Source organism: Vibrio sp. 1F255 (assembly GCF_041439145.1).
GTDB lineage: Bacteria > Pseudomonadota > Gammaproteobacteria > Enterobacterales > Vibrionaceae > Vibrio > Vibrio crassostreae_C.
This window is the reverse complement of the sequence record NZ_JBGONQ010000009.1, coordinates 112,696-131,039: the sequence shown is the minus strand read 5'-3', so window position 1 is coordinate 131,039 and position 18,344 is coordinate 112,696. Positions and strand designations below refer to the sequence as shown.

At 43.5% G+C, this 18,344-nt stretch carries 14 protein-coding genes; 8 read left to right on the top strand and 6 right to left on the bottom strand.

The genetic code is table 11. From position 1 onward, the window contains the following. Positions 1-123: 123 nt before the first annotated feature. Together clpA and clpS are read right to left on the bottom strand one after the other, a co-directional pair. Positions 124-2,397 (bottom strand): ATP-dependent Clp protease ATP-binding subunit ClpA, encoded by a 2,274-nt coding sequence (clpA, locus tag ACED41_RS07965; protein ID WP_017062108.1) that lies wholly within the window; start codon positions 2,395-2,397, stop codon positions 124-126. A gap of 39 nt (positions 2,398-2,436) precedes the next feature. After that, the gene (clpS, locus tag ACED41_RS07960) at positions 2,437-2,757 is read right to left on the bottom strand and encodes an ATP-dependent Clp protease adapter ClpS (RefSeq protein WP_004737430.1); all 321 of its coding nucleotides are present in this window, start codon (positions 2,755-2,757) and stop codon (positions 2,437-2,439) included. 585 nt (positions 2,758-3,342) lie between these two features. On the opposite strand from clpS, the gene cspD reads away from it, so the two are divergent. Beyond that, positions 3,343-3,564 (top strand): cold shock domain-containing protein CspD, encoded by a 222-nt coding sequence (gene cspD / locus ACED41_RS07955; RefSeq protein WP_004736548.1) that lies wholly within the window; start codon positions 3,343-3,345, stop codon positions 3,562-3,564. A gap of 327 nt (positions 3,565-3,891) precedes the next feature. Here cspD and ACED41_RS07950 read toward each other — a convergent pair whose 3' ends face one another. Continuing rightward, positions 3,892-6,117 (bottom strand): NADP-dependent isocitrate dehydrogenase, encoded by a 2,226-nt coding sequence (locus ACED41_RS07950; RefSeq protein WP_371724743.1) that lies wholly within the window; start codon positions 6,115-6,117, stop codon positions 3,892-3,894. Positions 6,118-6,438: 321 nt separating this feature from the next. Between ACED41_RS07950 and ACED41_RS07945 the strand changes: the two genes are divergently transcribed. After that, positions 6,439-7,167, top strand: coding sequence for a pseudouridine synthase (locus ACED41_RS07945; RefSeq protein ID WP_017067849.1), 729 nt, complete (start codon positions 6,439-6,441; stop codon positions 7,165-7,167). A 63-nt stretch (positions 7,168-7,230) separates the two neighbouring features. On the opposite strand, the gene ACED41_RS07940 is transcribed toward ACED41_RS07945, so the two are convergent. Together ACED41_RS07940 and ACED41_RS07935 are read right to left on the bottom strand one after the other, a co-directional pair. Next, the gene (locus tag ACED41_RS07940; RefSeq protein ID WP_017062111.1) at positions 7,231-7,938 is read right to left on the bottom strand and encodes a DUF2057 family protein; all 708 of its coding nucleotides are present in this window, start codon (positions 7,936-7,938) and stop codon (positions 7,231-7,233) included. Between the two features lie 77 nt (positions 7,939-8,015). After that, positions 8,016-9,008 (bottom strand): porin, encoded by a 993-nt coding sequence (locus tag ACED41_RS07935; protein WP_017063501.1) that lies wholly within the window; start codon positions 9,006-9,008, stop codon positions 8,016-8,018. A gap of 513 nt (positions 9,009-9,521) precedes the next feature. Here ACED41_RS07935 and dinG point away from each other — a divergent pair. The 5 genes from dinG (at position 9,522) to ACED41_RS07910 (ending at position 14,399) form a co-directional block, all read left to right on the top strand. Beyond that, positions 9,522-11,597: an ATP-dependent DNA helicase DinG gene (gene dinG, locus ACED41_RS07930; protein ID WP_371724742.1), complete on the top strand. Its 2,076-nt coding sequence runs from the start codon at positions 9,522-9,524 to the stop codon at positions 11,595-11,597. Positions 11,598-11,725: 128 nt separating this feature from the next. Beyond that, positions 11,726-12,505 carry a TSUP family transporter gene (locus tag ACED41_RS07925; RefSeq protein ID WP_017062114.1) on the top strand — a complete coding sequence of 260 codons (780 nt, stop codon included), beginning with the start codon at positions 11,726-11,728 and terminating at the stop codon, positions 12,503-12,505. Between the two features lie 22 nt (positions 12,506-12,527). Next, entirely contained in the window at positions 12,528-13,076 is a 549-nt protein-coding gene (locus ACED41_RS07920; RefSeq protein WP_017062115.1) for a primosomal replication protein, read from the top strand. After that, a complete protein-coding gene (gene rsmS, locus ACED41_RS07915; RefSeq protein ID WP_017055021.1) occupies positions 13,066-13,236 on the top strand; it encodes a pleiotropic regulatory protein RsmS in 171 nt (56 codons plus the stop codon). Before ACED41_RS07920 ends, rsmS begins: the two co-directional genes overlap by 11 nt. Positions 13,237-13,265: 29 nt before the next feature. Further along, a complete protein-coding gene (locus tag ACED41_RS07910; RefSeq protein WP_065585120.1) occupies positions 13,266-14,399 on the top strand; it encodes a cupin domain-containing protein in 1,134 nt (377 codons plus the stop codon). A 111-nt stretch (positions 14,400-14,510) separates the two neighbouring features. Here the strand turns inward: ACED41_RS07910 and ACED41_RS07905 are convergent, their stop codons facing one another. Then, positions 14,511-16,628 (bottom strand): methyl-accepting chemotaxis protein, encoded by a 2,118-nt coding sequence (locus tag ACED41_RS07905; RefSeq protein ID WP_065585119.1) that lies wholly within the window; start codon positions 16,626-16,628, stop codon positions 14,511-14,513. A 499-nt stretch (positions 16,629-17,127) separates the two neighbouring features. On the opposite strand from ACED41_RS07905, the gene emrD reads away from it, so the two are divergent. Then, complete coding sequence (gene emrD, locus ACED41_RS07900; RefSeq protein WP_017065927.1) at positions 17,128-18,333, top strand: multidrug efflux MFS transporter EmrD; 1,206 nt, start codon at positions 17,128-17,130, stop codon at positions 18,331-18,333. Positions 18,334-18,344: the final 11 nt, after the last annotated feature.

Here is an 18,344-nt window from a genome sequence, read left to right as displayed (position 1 = left end):
CTCGCATCTCGCATCTCGCATCTCGCATCTCGCATCTCGCATCTCGCATCTCGCAAGCATAAAAAAACGCACAACCTAAGTCATGCGTTTTATATTTAAGCCTTTGATTTATCAATCACTTCGTTAGTGCATGACCTCTTCTTTAGCACCAACATAGATGAAATCCAATTCGTCTTTTTTCAGGGATACTTTAACCGTACCGCCATCAACCAAGCTACCGAACAGTAACTCGTTAGCAAGTGGTTTCTTAAGCTTCTCTTGAATCACACGTCCCATTGGACGAGCACCCATGGTCTTGTCATAGCCTTTATCAGCTAACCAGTGACGAGCATCCTCAGAAACCTCTAAAGACACGCCACGAGCGTCCAGTTGAACCTGAAGCTCGACAATGAACTTATCAACTACTTGGCTAATCACACTTGGGTCAAGGCTGTTGAACCAAATGATATTATCAAGACGGTTACGGAACTCAGGAGTAAATACCTTCTTGATTTCGCCCATCGCATCTGGCGCATGATCTTGTTGGATCAGGCCGATCGATTTCTTCTCGGTTTCAGCCACACCTGCGTTGGTCGTCATCACTAGAATCACATTGCGGAAGTCCGCTTTGCGACCATTGTTGTCAGTTAGCGTGCCGTTATCCATTACCTGCAGTAGCAAGTTAAAGATATCTGGGTGAGCTTTCTCGATTTCATCCAGTAACACAACAGAGTGCGGGTTCTTGATTACGGCATCCGTTAGCAAACCACCTTGGTCGTAACCAACATAACCAGGAGGCGCACCAATCAAGCGGCTCACTGAGTGTCGCTCACCGTACTCAGACATATCAAAGCGCAGAAGCTCAATACCCATCAACTTAGACAGCTGAACAGTCACCTCTGTTTTACCGACACCAGTAGGACCAGCAAACAAGAATGAACCAACAGGTTTATTGTCTGCACCCAATCCAGCACGGGTCAGCTTAATCGCTTCACTCAATACATCGATTGCAGGGTCTTGTCCGAATACCAACATTTTCATGCGCTCATCCAGTTTCTGGAGTGTATCTTTGTCTGAAGACGATACTGACTTTTCAGGAATACGCGCCATTTTCGCAACCATTGACTCAATATCAGCCACGCTTACCGTTTTCTTACGACGGCTTGCAGGTGCCAAACGACTACGAGCGCCCGCTTCATCGATTACGTCAATGGCCTTATCAGGAAGGTGGCGTTCATTAATGTATTTAGCTGACAGTTCCACAGCGGCACGCAACGCTTTGTTGGTGTAGCGCACTTCGTGGTGAGCTTCGTATTTTGGCTTCAAGCCAATCAGGATCTTGGTCGTATCGTCTAGCGATGGTTCAATAATATCTATTTTCTGGAAGCGACGAGCTAAAGCACGCTCCTTCTCAAAAATACTGCTGTACTCTTGGTACGTTGTTGAACCGATGCAACGTAATTTGCCACTGCTTAGTAGTGGTTTAATTAAGTTTGCCGCATCAACCTGACCACCCGATGCAGCCCCGGCACCGATAATGGTGTGGATCTCATCGATGAACAGAATCGCGTCTTCTTCTTTCTCCAGTTGCTTAAGAATCGCTTTAAAACGTTTCTCAAAGTCACCACGATATTTGGTTCCGGCTAACAGTGAACCGATATCTAGAGAATAAATTACGCTGCTCTGAATGATTTCAGGCACTTGTCCTTCAACGATGCGCCATGCAAGACCTTCCGCGATGGCAGTTTTACCTACCCCCGCTTCACCCACTAACAGAGGGTTGTTCTTACGACGACGACACAGAACTTGGATAGTGCGTTCTAGCTCTTTGTCACGACCGATTAGTGGGTCAATATTGCCCTGCTTTGCGACTTCGTTAAGGTTAGTAGCAAAATTTTCTAAACGGTCTTCAGAGTTAGCTTCTTCAGCATTTTCTGCACCACCAAATGAATCGGATGATGAAGGACTGTCGCCTTCGTTGCTCGCTTTGGTAATACCGTGTGAGATGAAGTTAACAATATCTAAGCGACTAATGTCGTTTTTCTTAAGAAGATATGCCGCGTGAGATTCTTGCTCACTAAAAATAGCCACAAGTACGTTAGCACCTGTTACTTCGCTGCGACCTGAAGATTGAACATGAAAAACAGCGCGTTGAAGTACTCGTTGGAAGCTCAACGTAGGCTGAGTTTCGCGAGTTTCGTCGCTTTCAGGGATAAGTGGGGTCGTTTGATCGATAAAAATATCGAGCTCATTGCGAAGAGCATCGAGATCAGCCTGACAAGCTTGGAGCGCTTCCTTGGCCGCATCATTTTCTAATAATGCTAGTAGGAGGTGTTCGACAGTCATGAATTCATGTCGCTTGTCTCGCGCACGAGCAAATGCGCCATTTAAACTCGTCTCTAATTCTTTATTTAGCATAAGTACCTCCTAAGGGAACAACAGTGTTGTTCGAGCAATTTATACTTGCTCCATTGTACATAGTAGCGGATGCTCATTTTCCTTTGAGTACATCGTGACCTGCGCTACCTTTGTTTCCGCTATTTCAGCACTGTATGTGCCGCATATAGCTTTACCTTCATAATGAACCTTGAGCATCACTTCCGTTGCTTTTTCGATATCTAGTGAGAAGAATCGCTCTAGGATCTCGATTACAAAGTCCATGGGCGTGTAGTCATCGTTATTCAACACAACGTTATACATCGCCGGTGGCTTTACTTTTGTTGCTTCTTTCTCCAGTAAATCTGAGCCTGGAGATGCCCATTCAAAGTTTCTGCTCATATCGCTTTGCTAAGGGTTATTTTTCGGAAGTCGTGAGTGTTTACCTAACTCAAATTTACCACATTCACGCTTTACCGTGTACTAAGAAACTGCACCTAGAAACAGTACCAAAAAATATTCCTCTATACTGAGCCTAATCCACCATTTCCATCGCTGCAAATAAAAGATCTCGATTAACAAGATTAACATATGTGATTGATTAAAAAGACGCCATAACTATTGATACTAACGATAAGATTACCGCTAAGTTACTATTTGGTTAATAGTTTGCGGTTAATCTCGAATGTGATTTGTTATTAAAATTGATCACTTTTATGCCAATTTACTATTGACTGTGCTCAATCATTAGCTACATTGGAGCTAAAAGGTTTTTTAATACACTTTTGCAACATGAATTAAAATCAGTAACACGCTTCAAAAATTAACAATAAGGAATAATTACGCAGGGTAGCGTTAATTTCCGTAAGCAATGTACGAGATTCAAGCTATTAGCTGAAATTCTTTAGCTGGTAGGAATGATATCAATCGCACTTACAACAATTGATATAACAACGTTAGTAACAAAATGCATGAGGGATGTATAGCATGGCTACAGGTACAGTAAAATGGTTTAACAATGCCAAAGGGTTTGGCTTTATTTGTCCAGAAGGTGAAGACGGCGATATTTTCGCGCACTACTCCACAATACAAATGGAAGGTTATCGAACCTTAAAGGCTGGTCAGCAGGTCGACTATGAAGTAGAAAGTGGACCTAAAGGCTCGCATGCTAGCTCCGTTGTTCCTGTAGAAGGCAGCGCCGCAAAATAGGCGAATGCAAACTCATGTTAACCTCCATCAGTCGTCATTAACGGCTGACAGGTAAACAGAATATTGAAACCGCTCATTTAATACCTGTAACACAGGATTACGTGAGCGGTTTTTTTCGTTTTGGGGGCTCTAAAGTTGCTCACTGGACAATGAGCTCGAAGAGCTACTCCCCTTAAGCTAGGTCTTAAGAAGTATTAGACAGAAAAAAGACGCTTTAACATTATCGTTAAAGCGTCTTTCGTTTTGACTTTATCTATAACTTAGCTATCAGCCTAAGCAACTCGTTAGCAAATCACGCTCATGAGTGACTAACGATGAGTCCAATCACTATGCATCAATAAACGCGTTTAGCGTTGAGCTTGGGCGCATTAGTGTTGAAACCAATGCATCGTCAAGTAGGTAGTAACCACCTAAGTCGCCAGCCACACCTTGAGCGTTGTTCAGCTCTGCAACGATCGCTTCTTCACTTTCAGCCAGTTGACTTGCCACACCTGCAAACTCAGCAGCAAGATCAGCGTCAGCCGTTTGCTCAGCAAGCGCCTTAGCCCAGTATGCCGCTAGATAGTAGTGACTACCACGGTTATCAAGCTCACCTACTCGACGTGAAGGAGACTTGTTGTTATCAAGGAACTCACCCGTCGCTTTATCAAGCGCATCAGCTAGAACTTGTGCTTTAGCGTTACCTGTTACTACGCTCAGGTGCTCTAGAGATGCCGCTAGTGCCAAGAATTCACCTAGAGAATCCCAACGCAGGTGGTTTTCTTTCTCTACTTGTTGAACATGTTTAGGAGCAGAGCCGCCAGCACCTGTTTCAAACAGACCACCACCGTTCATTAGTGGAACAATCGATAGCATCTTAGCTGATGTTCCAAGCTCTAAAATCGGGAACAAATCCGTTAGGTAATCACGTAATACGTTACCAGTAACCGAAATAGTATCTAGGCCTTCTTTGATACGAACCAGTGAGTATTGAGTCGCTTCAAGTGGAGCAAGGATCTTAATTTCAAGACCATCGGTATCGTATTCAGGAAGGTATGCTTCAACTTTCTTGATAAGCTGAGCATCATGTGCGCGTGACGCATCTAGCCAAAATACCGCTGGAACACCCGATGCACGAGCACGCGTTACCGCAAGCTTAACCCAGTCTTGGATTGGTGCATCTTTAACCTGACACATACGGAAGATATCGCCTTCCTCTACGTCTTGCTCAAGAAGCACAGCGCCTGAAGCGTCAACAACTTGAACCTGACCAGCAGCTTCAAGGATGAAAGTCTTATCATGAGAACCGTACTCTTCCGCTTTTTGAGCCATCAAGCCAACGTTTGGTACGCTACCCATCGTTGTTGGATCGAACGCGCCGTTCTCTTTACAGAAATCAATAACCGCTTGGTAAATGCTCGCGTAGCTACGATCTGGGATCATTGCTTTGGTATCTTTTTGCTTACCTTCTGGATCCCACATTTGACCAGAAGAACGCAGCATTGCAGGCATAGATGCATCCACAATGATATCGCTTGGTACGTGTAGGTTAGTAATGCCACGGTCCGAATCAACCATCGCTAGTGGTGGCTGAGTCTCGTATACCGCTTGCAGGTCAGCTTCGATTGCTTCTTTCTGCTCTTGAGGAAGCGCATCAATCTTCGCGTAGACATCACCGATGCCGTTATTTACATCAACGCCTAGCTCTTCAAACAGCTGACCGTGTTTAGCAAATACGTCTTTGTAGTAAACCTTAACCGCGTGACCAAAGATCACTGGGTCAGATACTTTCATCATCGTCGCTTTCAAGTGAAGAGAAAGCAGTACACATTGCTCTTTAGCCGATGCGATTTCTTTTTCGAAGAATGCAACCAAAGCGGCCTTATTCATCACTGACGCATCAATGATCTCTTTATCTTGCAGTGCAAAAGCTGGCTTCAATGTTTTCTTCGCACCATCTTTGCCAACGAATTCAATGCTAACTTCTGTAGCACCTTCAATGGTTACTGACTTTTCGCTACCGAAGAAGTCTTTGTCGTCCATACTTGAAACGTGCGACTTAGAATCTGCAGACCAAGCACCCATTGAGTGTGGGTTCTTCTTCGCGTAGTTTTTAACAGAAAGTGGAGCGCGGCGATCCGAGTTACCTTCACGCAATACTGGATTTACTGCACTGCCTTTGATTTTGTCGTAAGTCGCTTTTACTGCTTTCTCTTCGTCAGTGTTTGCTTCTTCTGGGTAATTAGGAAGTGCGTAACCTTTTGACTGTAGCTCTTTGATTGTTGCTTGAAGCTGAGGTACAGATGCAGAGATGTTTGGAAGCTTGATAATGTTTGCTTCTGGTGTCTTAGCCAATTCACCTAGTTCTGCTAATGCATCACCAATACGTTGCTCTTCGTTCAAATAGTCAGGGAAGTTGGCAATAATACGCCCTGCAAGTGAAATGTCGCGAGTATCAACGTTAATACCAGAAGAAGCTGTAAAAGATTGAATGATAGGCAGCAGAGAGTATGTTGCTAGCGCCGGAGCTTCGTCTGTAATGGTATAGATGATCGTTGGTTTTTCAGTAGGCATGAAATTTCCCTATAGTTCTTACAAGCTCATTTAAAGTAGTGAGCGTGTTATAAATTGACCAGTAAGCCACTCTAAGAGTGAAAACTGCTTACTCGATAGTCGTACTCTATCTTATTTTTCATACAATCTTGATGACAGCATGAACCAAATCCGTGAGTGCGTTGTTATAATAAAACACGAAGGTATAATTAAACAAATCAGGCTTAAGAGTCCATCAACTTGTTCTATTTTGTGTCTTTTAGGCGCGCAAATGATAGCTCAATTCCGTTTCAGTGAAAACTTTTCAGCACACTTCGTTTACATTTTTGCAAGGTAGTTAACATGTCTACTCGCTCACGCAGCGCATCTCGTTCAGACAAACCGGCTCGTTCTGGTGCAACATTAAAACAAAGCGGTAATAGACAAAGCCGAAGCAGTGATAAGAATAACACTGGCAATTCGCACAACAAATCTCACTCAAGCAAGCACCGATATAAAGGCAAGCCTACCAATGCAAAACCTAAGGTTGCGCTCGAAGATCGCAAAGTAATTCTGTTCAACAAGCCTTTCGATACTCTAAGCCAATTTACAGATGGCGAAGGGAGAAAAACGCTAGCGGACTTTATTCCAGTGAAAGACGTTTATGCTGCAGGTCGCCTTGACCGCGACAGCGAAGGGTTAATGGTCTTGACCAACGATGGTATTTTTCAAGCTAAGCTAACTCAACCAAACTCAAAATCCCCAAAGACTTACTGGGTACAGGTTGAAGGCGCACCTTCTGAGGAAGATTTAGATAAATTGAGAAAAGGTGTCGAACTAAAAGACGGCATGACACTGCCCGCTCAGGTTGAGGTGATGTCTGAACCTGTTGTGTGGGATAGAACCCCTCCAGTACGCTTCAGAGCCGCGATACCGACAACATGGTTGGTTATTACAATCATTGAAGGACGTAACCGTCAGGTAAGACGAATGACAGCCAATATCGGCTTCCCTACCCTGCGTCTTATCCGTTACTCAATGGGTAATATGAATGTGGGGCAGCTGCAGCCTGGTGAGTGGAAAGAGATTTAACTCATAGCAATATAAAAAAGCAAGATATTTATTATATCTCGCTTTTTTACACATAAAAATTGATTACTCTTGGTCAATCATCCACTTACGGAATACTTTACGGTCTTCTTTTGAAGTGCTCAGATACAAAGCTTTAAGTTGTTTCAAAGACTCCGATTTATCTACAACCTGAGCTGATGTGTTAGCCGTTAAACCTTCAGCGTTTACTAGCGTGTTTTCTTCTAAACTTGTAGCATTAACCTTAACTGCAGGACGAACTTGGTTTTCTACAACTAAATAACTCATGGTTACAGCAGCAGCACCACCAACTTTATTATATTCTGTAGCTTCTTCAGAATAACTTCTATTTAGTTGAACTCCGTCACTAGCTAAAATGTCTTCATTTTTGATTAAGGCTTGTCCTTGCTTATTTTTAATTTCCCAATTCAAGTTTCCAATGTTTTCTTGAGCAGAACGCAAGTTTTTAAACTCAGGCATAGATAAGGTAAGTTCTTCGTTTTTTGCCTCAAATTTAGCGATAATAACAGAACTGTAGACTTTCCTTTGATTATCTCTTTCATCAAATACTGGTTCATATTGAAAAACGATTTGGTTTTCACCGTCAGGTAAAAGCACTGTCTTATCTGCAGAAAACAACCCTTGTTCAAAGTCAGGAACACTCATGTTTACTGAAAGTAAATTTACATTTTCAGGGACATCCAATATTACTTCGGCATCAACTACTGTAGAAGCAACTAACAGCCCCAAAAAAGAATATTTGAAACTTTGCATTATTGTATCCATCCTTATAAAAAATAGGCAAAAAAAAGCCCAACTCTATGTTGGGCTTTTTCTAACAATATATCAAATTACCAGTAAACACGGGCACCGATACCGAAATTGTTTTCGCCCTCAACAGTCTGAGCCGCTACAACCATATCACTACCTTGAGCGTTGAAACCTAGAGTACTACCGTCTGCATAACCATACTCAGCATAGACACGTGCCCAGCTAGCGTACTTGTATTCAGCACCAACGTAAACAACGTTGCTATCTTCTAATAAATCGTGATCTTGAGACACGAACTCATAACCACCATATACTGTTGTTTTATCAGCAACGCCATACGTAGCAGCTACTGAGAAACCTGTTTGGTCTGCTTTATCAATAGCAGATTCAACAGAAGATGCCGCAACAGTTGCACCAACTGTTAGAACATCTTTAGAGTACTCAACAGTACCTTCGTAGTATGTGTTTTCAAGGCCTGTAAAACCAGAACCAGCTACATCATCAGTTGTTTGACCACCACCAACGTGGATATTTACGTCACCAACAGAAAAACCAACGTAAAGTTCAGCTAGCTCTTGATTAGAGTCATCTTCTGCTAATCCGTATCCTGCTTTTACCCAGAAGTTGTCAGAATCGTAAGAGTACTTTACTTGTGAGTCATGAAGAGCCTCGTTCAAAGTAGAGTAAAGCAGTGCAGAACCACCAAAGAAGTATGAGTAATCAGCGCCGTATACATCATCTGATGTAGTCCATTGCTTACCAAATTTGATTGTTCCCGCTTGATCGCTGCTAAAGCCAAAAATGTGGTTACGTACATACATGTCGCCACTGTCTTTCAATGCAAATTCTACTTTACCAAGAACTTTAAGATCATCAGATACATTATATTGAGCGTCAACACCAGCACGCGAAGAACCTGAACCTAATTTGGCATCTTGCCCGTCTAGGAACTTAAGCTCTGTACGTAGTTGACCGTAAAAGTCTACTGCGCCGTCTTCTGATTTATAAATTTCCGCTGCGTTTACTGAGCCTGCTGCTGCAACAACTGCAAGTGCTAATAGAGTCTTTTTCATAATAAATCCACTGCCTTTTCTAAGAATGGGAGATCCTTGCCCGGTTCCCTTTTATTTTTATGACTGGTCATTACCACTCTTTGTTGGTTAATCACCGTCACTAAATTTCGAGGTCTAGATTGCAAAAGATTATCCTGCGTGTCAAATAAACTAAAAACAAACCTAAAAAAAACACAAAGCAATCAAAATCAACTACTTACATTTTTTTTCATAGTTTTACGAGCAGCTTATCCTTAGTTTTATTAGGAAATATAATAATCCAAAAAAAGAACAAAACAGCATTTAACACCACAAACAACTTGTAAAAACGCCACATCTCAGGATTTAACACCTACAAGCAAGTCTTTTTTAATATTTATATTTCGCAACATAAATAAAATAGTTAAGTTCCTGATGGTTCAGTTTTTTTTTGTGAACAAGATCTACCTTTGATTCAAAAGCAAGCTATTTCACCGTAAATGTACCGACTAGTGATATGTGCTACTATCCTCGCTCCGTTACGTAGGTCACAGTATGCTAACTACTAAAATTCAAAAATCTATTCGCACCAGTTATCAAAACCTCCAAGATCAGTTGGACAACTTTGTACCTCGACGTGCTCAAAATTACCTTGTTGCCGAAATAGCGAAGACACTTTGTGGTCAATACCACAAAAGTAATCGCATGATTGTTGCAGAAGCGGGAACCGGGATCGGGAAATCACTGGCTTATTTAATGGCAACTATTCCTGTCGCTGTGCTCAATAACCGAAAAATAGTCATATCAACGGCGACGGTTGCGCTACAAGAACAGCTCGTCAATAAAGATCTCCCTCTATATAGAAGACTGACTGATCGAGAGTTTTCTTTCATATTAGCGAAGGGCAGACAGCGTTATTGTTGTTCCGAAAAGCTAGCCGCTGCCTGCGGGGTTGATGGCGGACAAATGGCCATGTTCGAATCTAAGCCAAAGAAGAAGGATATCGACCAACTTCAAACCATGTATCGTAGCCTAACCCAAGGTAAATGGGATGGTGACCGTGATTCGTGGCCAAAACCCATCGACAACATGATTTGGCAGATGATTGTCAGCGATAAGCACAGCTGTAACAACAGTATGCCTACGCATAGAGACTGCCCTTTCCAGAAAGCTCGCTCAGAGCTAGATAAAGCAGACGTGATTATCGCCAATCACAGTTTAGTGATGGCTGATGCAGACTTAGGCGGCGGCGTGATACTGCCTGAACCAGAAAATAGCATCTATATATTCGATGAAGCTCACCATTTACCGCATGTAGCCAGAGATCACTCTTCTGCGGCTGCGAGCTTAAAAGGCGCAGCATCGTGGTTGGAGCGTTTGAATCAATCAATCACTAAGCTTTCAGGTCTCGCTGACGAGAAACGTGTCCATCGATTTCGAAATGAGCTGCAAGACTCAGTGCAACAGCTGATCCCTACCCTGACTCAAATGAGTAAACAGTTTGACGCTAACCACTTTGAAGACGGCTTGTATCGCTTCGAACATGGCGACTTACCAGAGTGGCTTGAGAATGAATCTAAAGATCTCAAGCAGCTCACGCAAAAGGCGAGCCAAGCCGTTGCGAAGATTGCAGACCTAATTGCAGAACGAGTTAAAGACGGCGAGCTTTCAGCAAAACTTGCAGAGCCGGCACTGGCAGAAATTGGCTTCTATATACAAAGAACAGAGAACCTTGCTCAAGTTTGGCGCTTAATGGCTGAACCGAAGAGAGAAAAAGGCGCTCCTTTGGCTCGTTGGCTCGAACTGAATAAAGAAAGCGAAGGCGATTTCGTTGTGAATGTTTCGCCACTAGAGGTAGGCTGGCAACTGGATCAACAAATCTGGAGCCGCTGTGTGGGTGCCGTATTAGTATCTGCGACCATGAGGGCGCTCAACTCTTTCAGCTTTTTCTGTCATCAAGCCGGTATCAGCCAAAAAGCAGAAGATGGCGTACAGTTTTTGGCTTTGGCATCACCGTTTGATTACCAGAATCAAGCTGAGCTGATCGTTCCGGCAATGAAGTACGAACCACAAGCACCTCAGTTTACCGAATATCTTATTGAAATTTTGCCTAAGGTAATAGAAGACAAAAAAGCCAATCTCGTTCTATTCTCTTCTTACTGGCAAATGAACAAAGTTGCAGAGGCTTTAACAACAGATTTCGTTAAAAAGTCGTGGGCATTGCAGGTTCAAGGCGATACTTCACGAAGTGAAATTCTAAAAAAACATAAAAAGCTAATAGACCAAGGTAAAACCAGCGTTCTTTTTGGAACTGGCAGCTTTTCTGAAGGTCTTGATCTACCGGGTGAGCTTCTTGAAAACCTCGTTATTACCAAGATTCCTTTTGGTGTTCCTACCTCTCCCGTAGAGCAAGCACATTCAGAATATATTGAATCACGCGGTGGTAACCCTTTTATGCAGATTACTGTTCCAGATGCGAGTAAAAAGCTTATTCAATCTGTGGGTAGACTACTGCGTAAGGAAAGAGATTCTGGTAAAGTCACGATCCTTGATAGACGCATAGTAACGAAGCGATACGGAAAGTCCCTACTCGATTCACTACCGCCTTTTAAAAGAACAATAAAATACTAATATCCCCTGCCCTTGAGGTAGTTATGGACCTTCATCGCTAGGCCCTTGCATTCACAACCCAACATGACTAATCCATAGATTTTTCATGTGGCTGCCCTATCAGCCGATAACGAGAACACTAGCTATTTATGGAAATGATTGAGCCAACCATGTTGGTCATACTTGCTCTGGTTGCATTTGCAGCAGGCTTTATTGATGCTGTCGCAGGTGGCGGAGGGATGTTAACCGTTCCAGCTTTGCTATCGCTTGGCCTGCCGCCACACATTGCACTCGGAACTAATAAGCTGGCCGCAACGTTTGCTTCATCTACAGCTGCATTCACTTACTACCGTAAAAAGCTGTTCAAGCCTGAGTGTTGGGTCAATGCATTCATATCTACTTTAATAGGTGCGACCATCGGCACACTCACTGTTGATGCCATTAGCACCGAGTGGTTAGAGAAGGTATTGCCGTTAGTCATTCTTGCCGCAGCGGTCTATACCATTTTTCATAAGACTCCAGATGTGAGCCATAATGTGTCTCCTAAGCCATGCCCTGTGCTTAAGAGAAAACAAAAGTACCAAGGATTCATTCTTGGCTTTTATGATGGGGTTGCTGGCCCAGGAACTGGCGCGTTTTGGACGGTAAGCTCTATGGCGCTTTATCGCTTAAACATCTTACTTGCCTCTGGTCTATCCAAAGCCATGAACTTTACCAGTAACTTTACCTCTTTGGTGACCTTCGCGATTCTTGGTCATATTGATTGGGTTCTAGGTTTAACCATGGGCCTTTGTTTGATGGCCGGTGCATTTGTTGGCGCTCACTCTGCTATTCGGTTCGGTGCTACATTTATAAGACCTGTGTTTGTTACAGTTGTAAGCGTACTTGCAATTAAACTGGCATACGAAGCTTGGTTTGTGAACTTATAGGCAGTAGCCAACGGGAAGTGAAATGAATCAATTTTCAAAGCTAAAAAGTGTTATTGATACCTTGATTGGCCATTGCTCGCAGGTTGACAAATCTCGAGGGGCTTATCATCAAGCCTTGTTTGACCGAGCCTTATTTAAATGCGGCGCCTCTGTTTTGCTTCCCTATGCACTTGAAACTCAGGCAACGTACCGCACCATTGTACGTGAACAAACCTCAAATCAACTGACCGCGTCCAGAGCCAACTACCTGACAGAAAAGCTGACCAATCAGATTGCAGCAATCCAAAGAGAGTTAGCCAACCACGATTTACGCTTGGACCGAAAAAGCAAGTCAGGGAAAACCCTGAACGACCTATACAACGAACTCGCCCAGCACCAAGACTGGCAAAAGCGATTGGTCGATTTAGTACGAGTACGAAAGTTAACGTTTGATTCTGCGCCTCGCCACAGTAAGAAAAAAGCGGAAGAGGCTTGGCAGTTAGCAAAAGAGCGATTAGAACGCTGTGAAGACTCAATGAAAAATATTGAGAGACTGATTAACTTAGAGAACCCCAAGCGAAATGAACACTGATAACACACCATCACCACTGGATAACGCACCAGAAGAAGTTAAGTTAGCTGTCGACCTGATCTATCTGCTCGAAAGCAACGAAATCGATCCAAAAGTCGCGTTAGAAGCAATCAAAATTGTCCAGCAAGATTTACAAGCCAAACTAGCATCTAGCATCTAGCATCTAGCATAAAAATATACAGGATTCACATGTACCAACTCAGCTTTTCTATGCCCGAGTTTCTTGAAAACTACTGGCATAAAAAACCAACCATCTTAAAGGGTGGCTTCCAAAACTTCGTCGACCCAATTTCGCCGGAAGAACTTGCTGGTTTATCGATGGAAGAAGAAGTGGATTCTCGCTTTGTCTCTAACCTCGACAATCAGTGGACTGCAGAACACGGCCCATTCTCTGAAGAAAAGTTTGGCGAATTAACCGAAACTCATTGGCAACTGATCGTTCAAGCAGCGAACCACTGGCACCAAGGCGCAAATCAGCTGACTGAGGCGTTCCAAGCGTTACCAAACTGGTTATTCGACGATCTCATGATCTGCTACTCAGCACCTGAAGGCGGCGTAGGCCCACATATTGATCAATACGATGTCTTCATCATTCAAGGTCAAGGCAAACGTCAATGGAAGGTTGGCGCTAAAGATGTTGGCCAATACAAAGAGACTGTTCAAGCGTCTGCACTTCGTCAAATTGAAGGTTTTGACCCAATCATTGATGAAACTTTAGAGCCGGGCGATATCCTTTATATCCCACCAGGTTTCCCACATGAAGGGAGCACGTTAGAGCCGTCAATGAGCTACTCTATTGGCTACCGCTCGCCTAAAGAACAAGAACTGATCAGCAACTTTGCCGATTTTGTGCTTGCTCATGATATGGGTGACGTACACCTGCACGATCCAGAATTCAAAATGCAAGAAGGCTACGGAAAAATTCGTTCATCGGATTTAAGTAATCTCACAGGCATGTTGAAATCTGCACTAGAGCAACCTGAAACCATCAGTGAATTCATGGGTTGTCTGCTAAGCCAATCACGCCACCAGCTTGATATCGTTGCTCCAGAGCCACTATGGACTCAAGAAGAGATCGCTCAACACTTAGAGTCTGAAGGTGAGATTCACCGAGTATCAGGCTTAAAGGCGCTCTACCACGAAAATGAAAGCAACACTGCTTACATCAATGGCGAAGTGGTTAAGGTTGATGAAGCGGATTCTTCGTTACTCAACATACTTTGCGATGAATCGGTGATCACTTCAGCTACTGCTCTGTCTCCTTCGGGCGTAACTGTCGTGACTGAATTGGTCAACAAAGGCTACTGGTTTATCGAAGAGTAAGCAGCGTCAACCGCTGGTTATTGACTAGCCTCTAAAGAAACAATTTAAAAGGGACAAATGAAATCTTCATTTGTCCCTTTTTCTATTCAAGAACTGGTTAAGGCTTAATGCTTATACCTTGAACTGATTGACCAACTTCTGTTGTTGTTGAGACAGTTGGTCAATTTCATTGCCGACTTGCTCAGAAGCCGCGGCTTGCTCCAAGATCTTCGCACTCAAATCGCGAATATTAACCACGCTTTGATTTACTTCACCGGAAACCGATTGTTGCTCTTCGGCTGCTCGAACGATCTGACTGTTCATATCACTGATCGCCTCAATAGAAGTAAAGATCGACCCCAGATCTTCAACTGCTTTCTGAACGTGTAGTGCTGTATCGTTAGCTAGGATATTGCCTTCTTGTATTGCTTCAACGACATCTTGAGTTCCAGCATGAACCTTGTCGATCACCGCTCTGATCTCACCAACCGATGACTGGGTGCGACTTGCGAGGTTTCTTACCTCATCCGCAACAACAGCAAAACCTCGACCTTGTTCGCCAGCACGAGCCGCTTCAATCGCCGCGTTCAATGCCAGTAAGTTAGTTTGCTCAGAGATCCCTTCAATCACACTTAAGATCTCGGTGATGTTTCCGTTATTTTTTGCCAATTCTTCAACAATAGGAACAGCACTCGACATACGCTCAACCAGCTTTCTCATTTCACCGGCTGAAAGTTCGATGACTTGTTGCCCTTGTTGAGCAGAACGATTCGCTTCACAAGCAGCATCAACGGCCACTTCTGCGTTTTGTACCACTAAGCCCGCAGTTTGAGTCATCTCTTCTGCCGCTGTCGCCACAAGATCCACTTCTTTAAATTGAGATTCACTGCTTTCTCGAGTGCTTGATGCCGATGCTTTAGCCTGGCTTGTCGTGCTCGCCACTTGCTCAGTGGTGTGAATCACTTCTTTGATCGTGTGTTGTAGCTTGTCTAAGAATAAGTTGAACCCTTTGGATAGCTGACCAATTTCGTCTTGAGATTTCACTTCCAAACGTTGGGTCAAATCACCTTCACCAGAAGCAATATCATTAAGTCGCTCAACCACTTGTCGAATAGGCTTCACAATTGAAAGGGAAGCAAATGCGATAATGGCTAAGCCAAAGATAATAAACACTGTACCGGCGATCACTTCTGTTTTGATGCCTTCACTTAGCTTAGTGCTAATGATGGAATCCAATTTATTTGCGTCAGCGACGACACTATCTCTTGGGATCTCAAACAACACCCCCCAAGTTTGGTTAGCTGCAACAACAGGTGCAAAGGCAAGTAACCACTCACCGTTCTCGCTCCATTGCGTTGTCACTTCACCACCAAAGATAAAGTCGGTCATTAAATCACTGTTTGTATTGCCACTTTGGAAAGTTGAACCGACTGCAATGCTTGAATCATCAGAAGCGATGACCGAACCATCTAGACTAACCACGTAAGCTTTACCCGCACCGTTAAACAAGCTCTGGTCAGATTGAGTAATCACACTGGTTAAACCATCAAGTCTTAGATCAATACCAAGAAAACCAATAGCAACGTCGTCAACCAAAATAGGGACTGAAATAGAGGACGTAAGTAGTGCTACACCACCGCTGTTCACGACTCTCGGCGTACTAATACACGTTTGCCCTGAAGACAAAGGACAGTAAAAACGTTCGCTATTGCTGTCATCATTCAAGATAGATTCTGAAAGAACGTTCGCTAGAACATTTTCACCGTTATCTGCCACCTTCCAGTAAGGAGCAAAACGACCTTTTTCGTTAGAACCAACATAATCAGCATCGACATAATTCGCATCTTCACTATCGAGCAAGTCAGGCTTGAAAACTAGATACGCTCCTTGAATAGAGTCGAAGTTTAAAACCGAGCGACGAACCATTTCATCCAAGGCGGTACGAAGCTCTTCACTTGGTGTAAAGTTTTCGTCTGCATTGTTTTTTAGAAACTGAGCACTGGCCGCAAGCATCTCTGCGCGGTAAATAGCTTCGTCTACATAACGTTGAGTTTCTTGAGCGTTTAGCTGAGAAACAGACGCCAGCAACTGCTGAGTTTTATTGATAACTGATTCTGAACTTTGAGATTTGATGACTTGTTGATTGCTCGTCGCGTTGTAGATCGAGAAACCAATAAGAGACAGTGACGTAATGATTAAACAACAACCTGCTAAGAGGGTTATTTTCCACTGTACCGATAGAGAGCGCATTTAATATCCTTATTTAAGCCAAAAGACTTCCATAACCATAACTATCACATCGACAACGAATTGCTGTACACAATGTAAATGAGTTAGACGAATAGCTTAGCGGATAATTACAGCACAAATTGCTTACATATAAAACGAAAGTTTATACAAATGTTAATAGAGCGTGTTTTCTTCCTTTTTTCTGTGATTTCAAATGATGTACTCATATAATCATTAGCTGTGTTGCTTAGGTTTTAGCGCTTTGGACATAGCCAGAACATCGATATTTAAAGGAAGCCCACTCCACCCTCTCCCTCTTTAAAATTCAGTAACTTCGGATTAGTTTTTATAATCCAAGTTATAGATTTTTATCTTGCTCAACTTCACACTTTTTGATTGCTAAGCCCGCAATCAAGATCTAATATCTCGCGCCTAGATTCCCTGAACACTTTATTCATTTGGCTCTCCTTTAATGGAGCGCTAAGGCTTTTTACGTCTTAATTTTTGGAGAGATACGCAAATGTCCGCCTCGTTTCCATTAGCGAAACTTACCTTTTTAATCGCTATTCTGACTGCCGTAGGTCAAATGACTCAAACGATGTACGTGCCTTCTATCGGTCATATGGCAGGTGAGTTCTTAGTTTCGGCATCTTCGCTGCAGGCAGTGATGGCGTGTTACTTGATCCCTTATGGTCTGTCGCAATTTGTTTACGGCCCACTTTCAGATCGCCTAGGTCGTAAACCGATCATCGTGATTGGTTTGATCATCTACATCATCGGTACTTTGGTAGCATTGTTCGCTCACGAATATGAATGGTTCTTAGCGGGCAGCTTTATCCAAGGTTTGGGCATCGGTTGTGGTGGTGCGATGTCTCGTACATTGACTCGCGACTGTTTTGAAGGCGCAGAGCTGCACCGTGCAAACAGCTTGATTAGCATGTGTGTGATTTTCTCACCATTGATGGCTCCTGTACTGGGTGGTTACCTAACAGAAGTTTTCGGCTGGCGTTCTAGCTACTTATTCCTTGCGCTGTTTGGTATTGCTGTTGTGATCACTATGATGACGAGCATGATGGAAACACTGCCGAAAGAACGACGCAAGCATGAATCGGTTGCCAACAGCTACAAGTTCGTTCTGTCTGATAAACGTTTCCAAGGTTTCTTATTGGTATTAGTCGCAACCTTTGCTGGTGTAGCCGTATTTGAAGCAGCGGCAGGTGTGTTGCTTGGTGGCGTACTTGGCTTACCGGCAACCACAGTAAGCTTGCTGTTTGTCTTGCCTATTCCAGGTTACTTAGTCGGTGCAGGCTTATCTAGTTACATCGCACAACGTCGCTCTGAGCGCCGTGCATTGAATGTTGGTCTGGTTGCGATATTGGTAGGCTCAACAGTGGTATTGATACCGGGTCTGTTTGGTCAAACAACAGCATTAACTTTGATTGGCGGTGCCACAATTTACTTCTTGGGCGCTGGCATATTATTCCCAGCAGCAACAACAGGGGCACTTTCGCCATTCCCGTACCACGCTGGTACTGGAGGTGCGATTTTAGGTGGTATGCAAAACCTAGGTGCTGGCATCGCAACACTATTGGCATCGTTCTTCCCAGCTCAAGACCAACTGCCACTCGGTTGCCTGATGATTGCTATGTCATTCATCGCTATGCTTGGTTTACGTTGGGTTAATCGTAAACCTGACCACTCAAACGAAATGCCATTGGCTATTTAACGTAAAACTCG

Bases quoted from the DNA above. Each gene is read 5' to 3' on its own strand.
- clpA (WP_017062108.1), bottom strand. From the start codon at position 2,397: ATGCTAAATAAAGAATTAGAGACGAGTTTAAATGGCGCATTTGCTCGT.
- clpS (WP_004737430.1), bottom strand. From the start codon at position 2,757: ATGAGCAGAAACTTTGAATGGGCATCTCCAGGCTCAGATTTACTGGAG.
- cspD (WP_004736548.1), top strand. From the start codon at position 3,343: ATGGCTACAGGTACAGTAAAATGGTTTAACAATGCCAAAGGGTTTGGC.
- ACED41_RS07950 (WP_371724743.1), bottom strand. From the start codon at position 6,117: ATGCCTACTGAAAAACCAACGATCATCTATACCATTACAGACGAAGCT.
- ACED41_RS07945 (WP_017067849.1), top strand. From the start codon at position 6,439: ATGTCTACTCGCTCACGCAGCGCATCTCGTTCAGACAAACCGGCTCGT.
- ACED41_RS07940 (WP_017062111.1), bottom strand. From the start codon at position 7,938: ATGCAAAGTTTCAAATATTCTTTTTTGGGGCTGTTAGTTGCTTCTACA.
- ACED41_RS07935 (WP_017063501.1), bottom strand. From the start codon at position 9,008: ATGAAAAAGACTCTATTAGCACTTGCAGTTGTTGCAGCAGCAGGCTCA.
- dinG (WP_371724742.1), top strand. From the start codon at position 9,522: ATGCTAACTACTAAAATTCAAAAATCTATTCGCACCAGTTATCAAAAC.
- ACED41_RS07925 (WP_017062114.1), top strand. From the start codon at position 11,726: ATGGAAATGATTGAGCCAACCATGTTGGTCATACTTGCTCTGGTTGCA.
- ACED41_RS07920 (WP_017062115.1), top strand. From the start codon at position 12,528: ATGAATCAATTTTCAAAGCTAAAAAGTGTTATTGATACCTTGATTGGC.
- rsmS (WP_017055021.1), top strand. From the start codon at position 13,066: ATGAACACTGATAACACACCATCACCACTGGATAACGCACCAGAAGAA.
- ACED41_RS07910 (WP_065585120.1), top strand. From the start codon at position 13,266: ATGTACCAACTCAGCTTTTCTATGCCCGAGTTTCTTGAAAACTACTGG.
- ACED41_RS07905 (WP_065585119.1), bottom strand. From the start codon at position 16,628: ATGCGCTCTCTATCGGTACAGTGGAAAATAACCCTCTTAGCAGGTTGT.
- emrD (WP_017065927.1), top strand. From the start codon at position 17,128: ATGTCCGCCTCGTTTCCATTAGCGAAACTTACCTTTTTAATCGCTATT.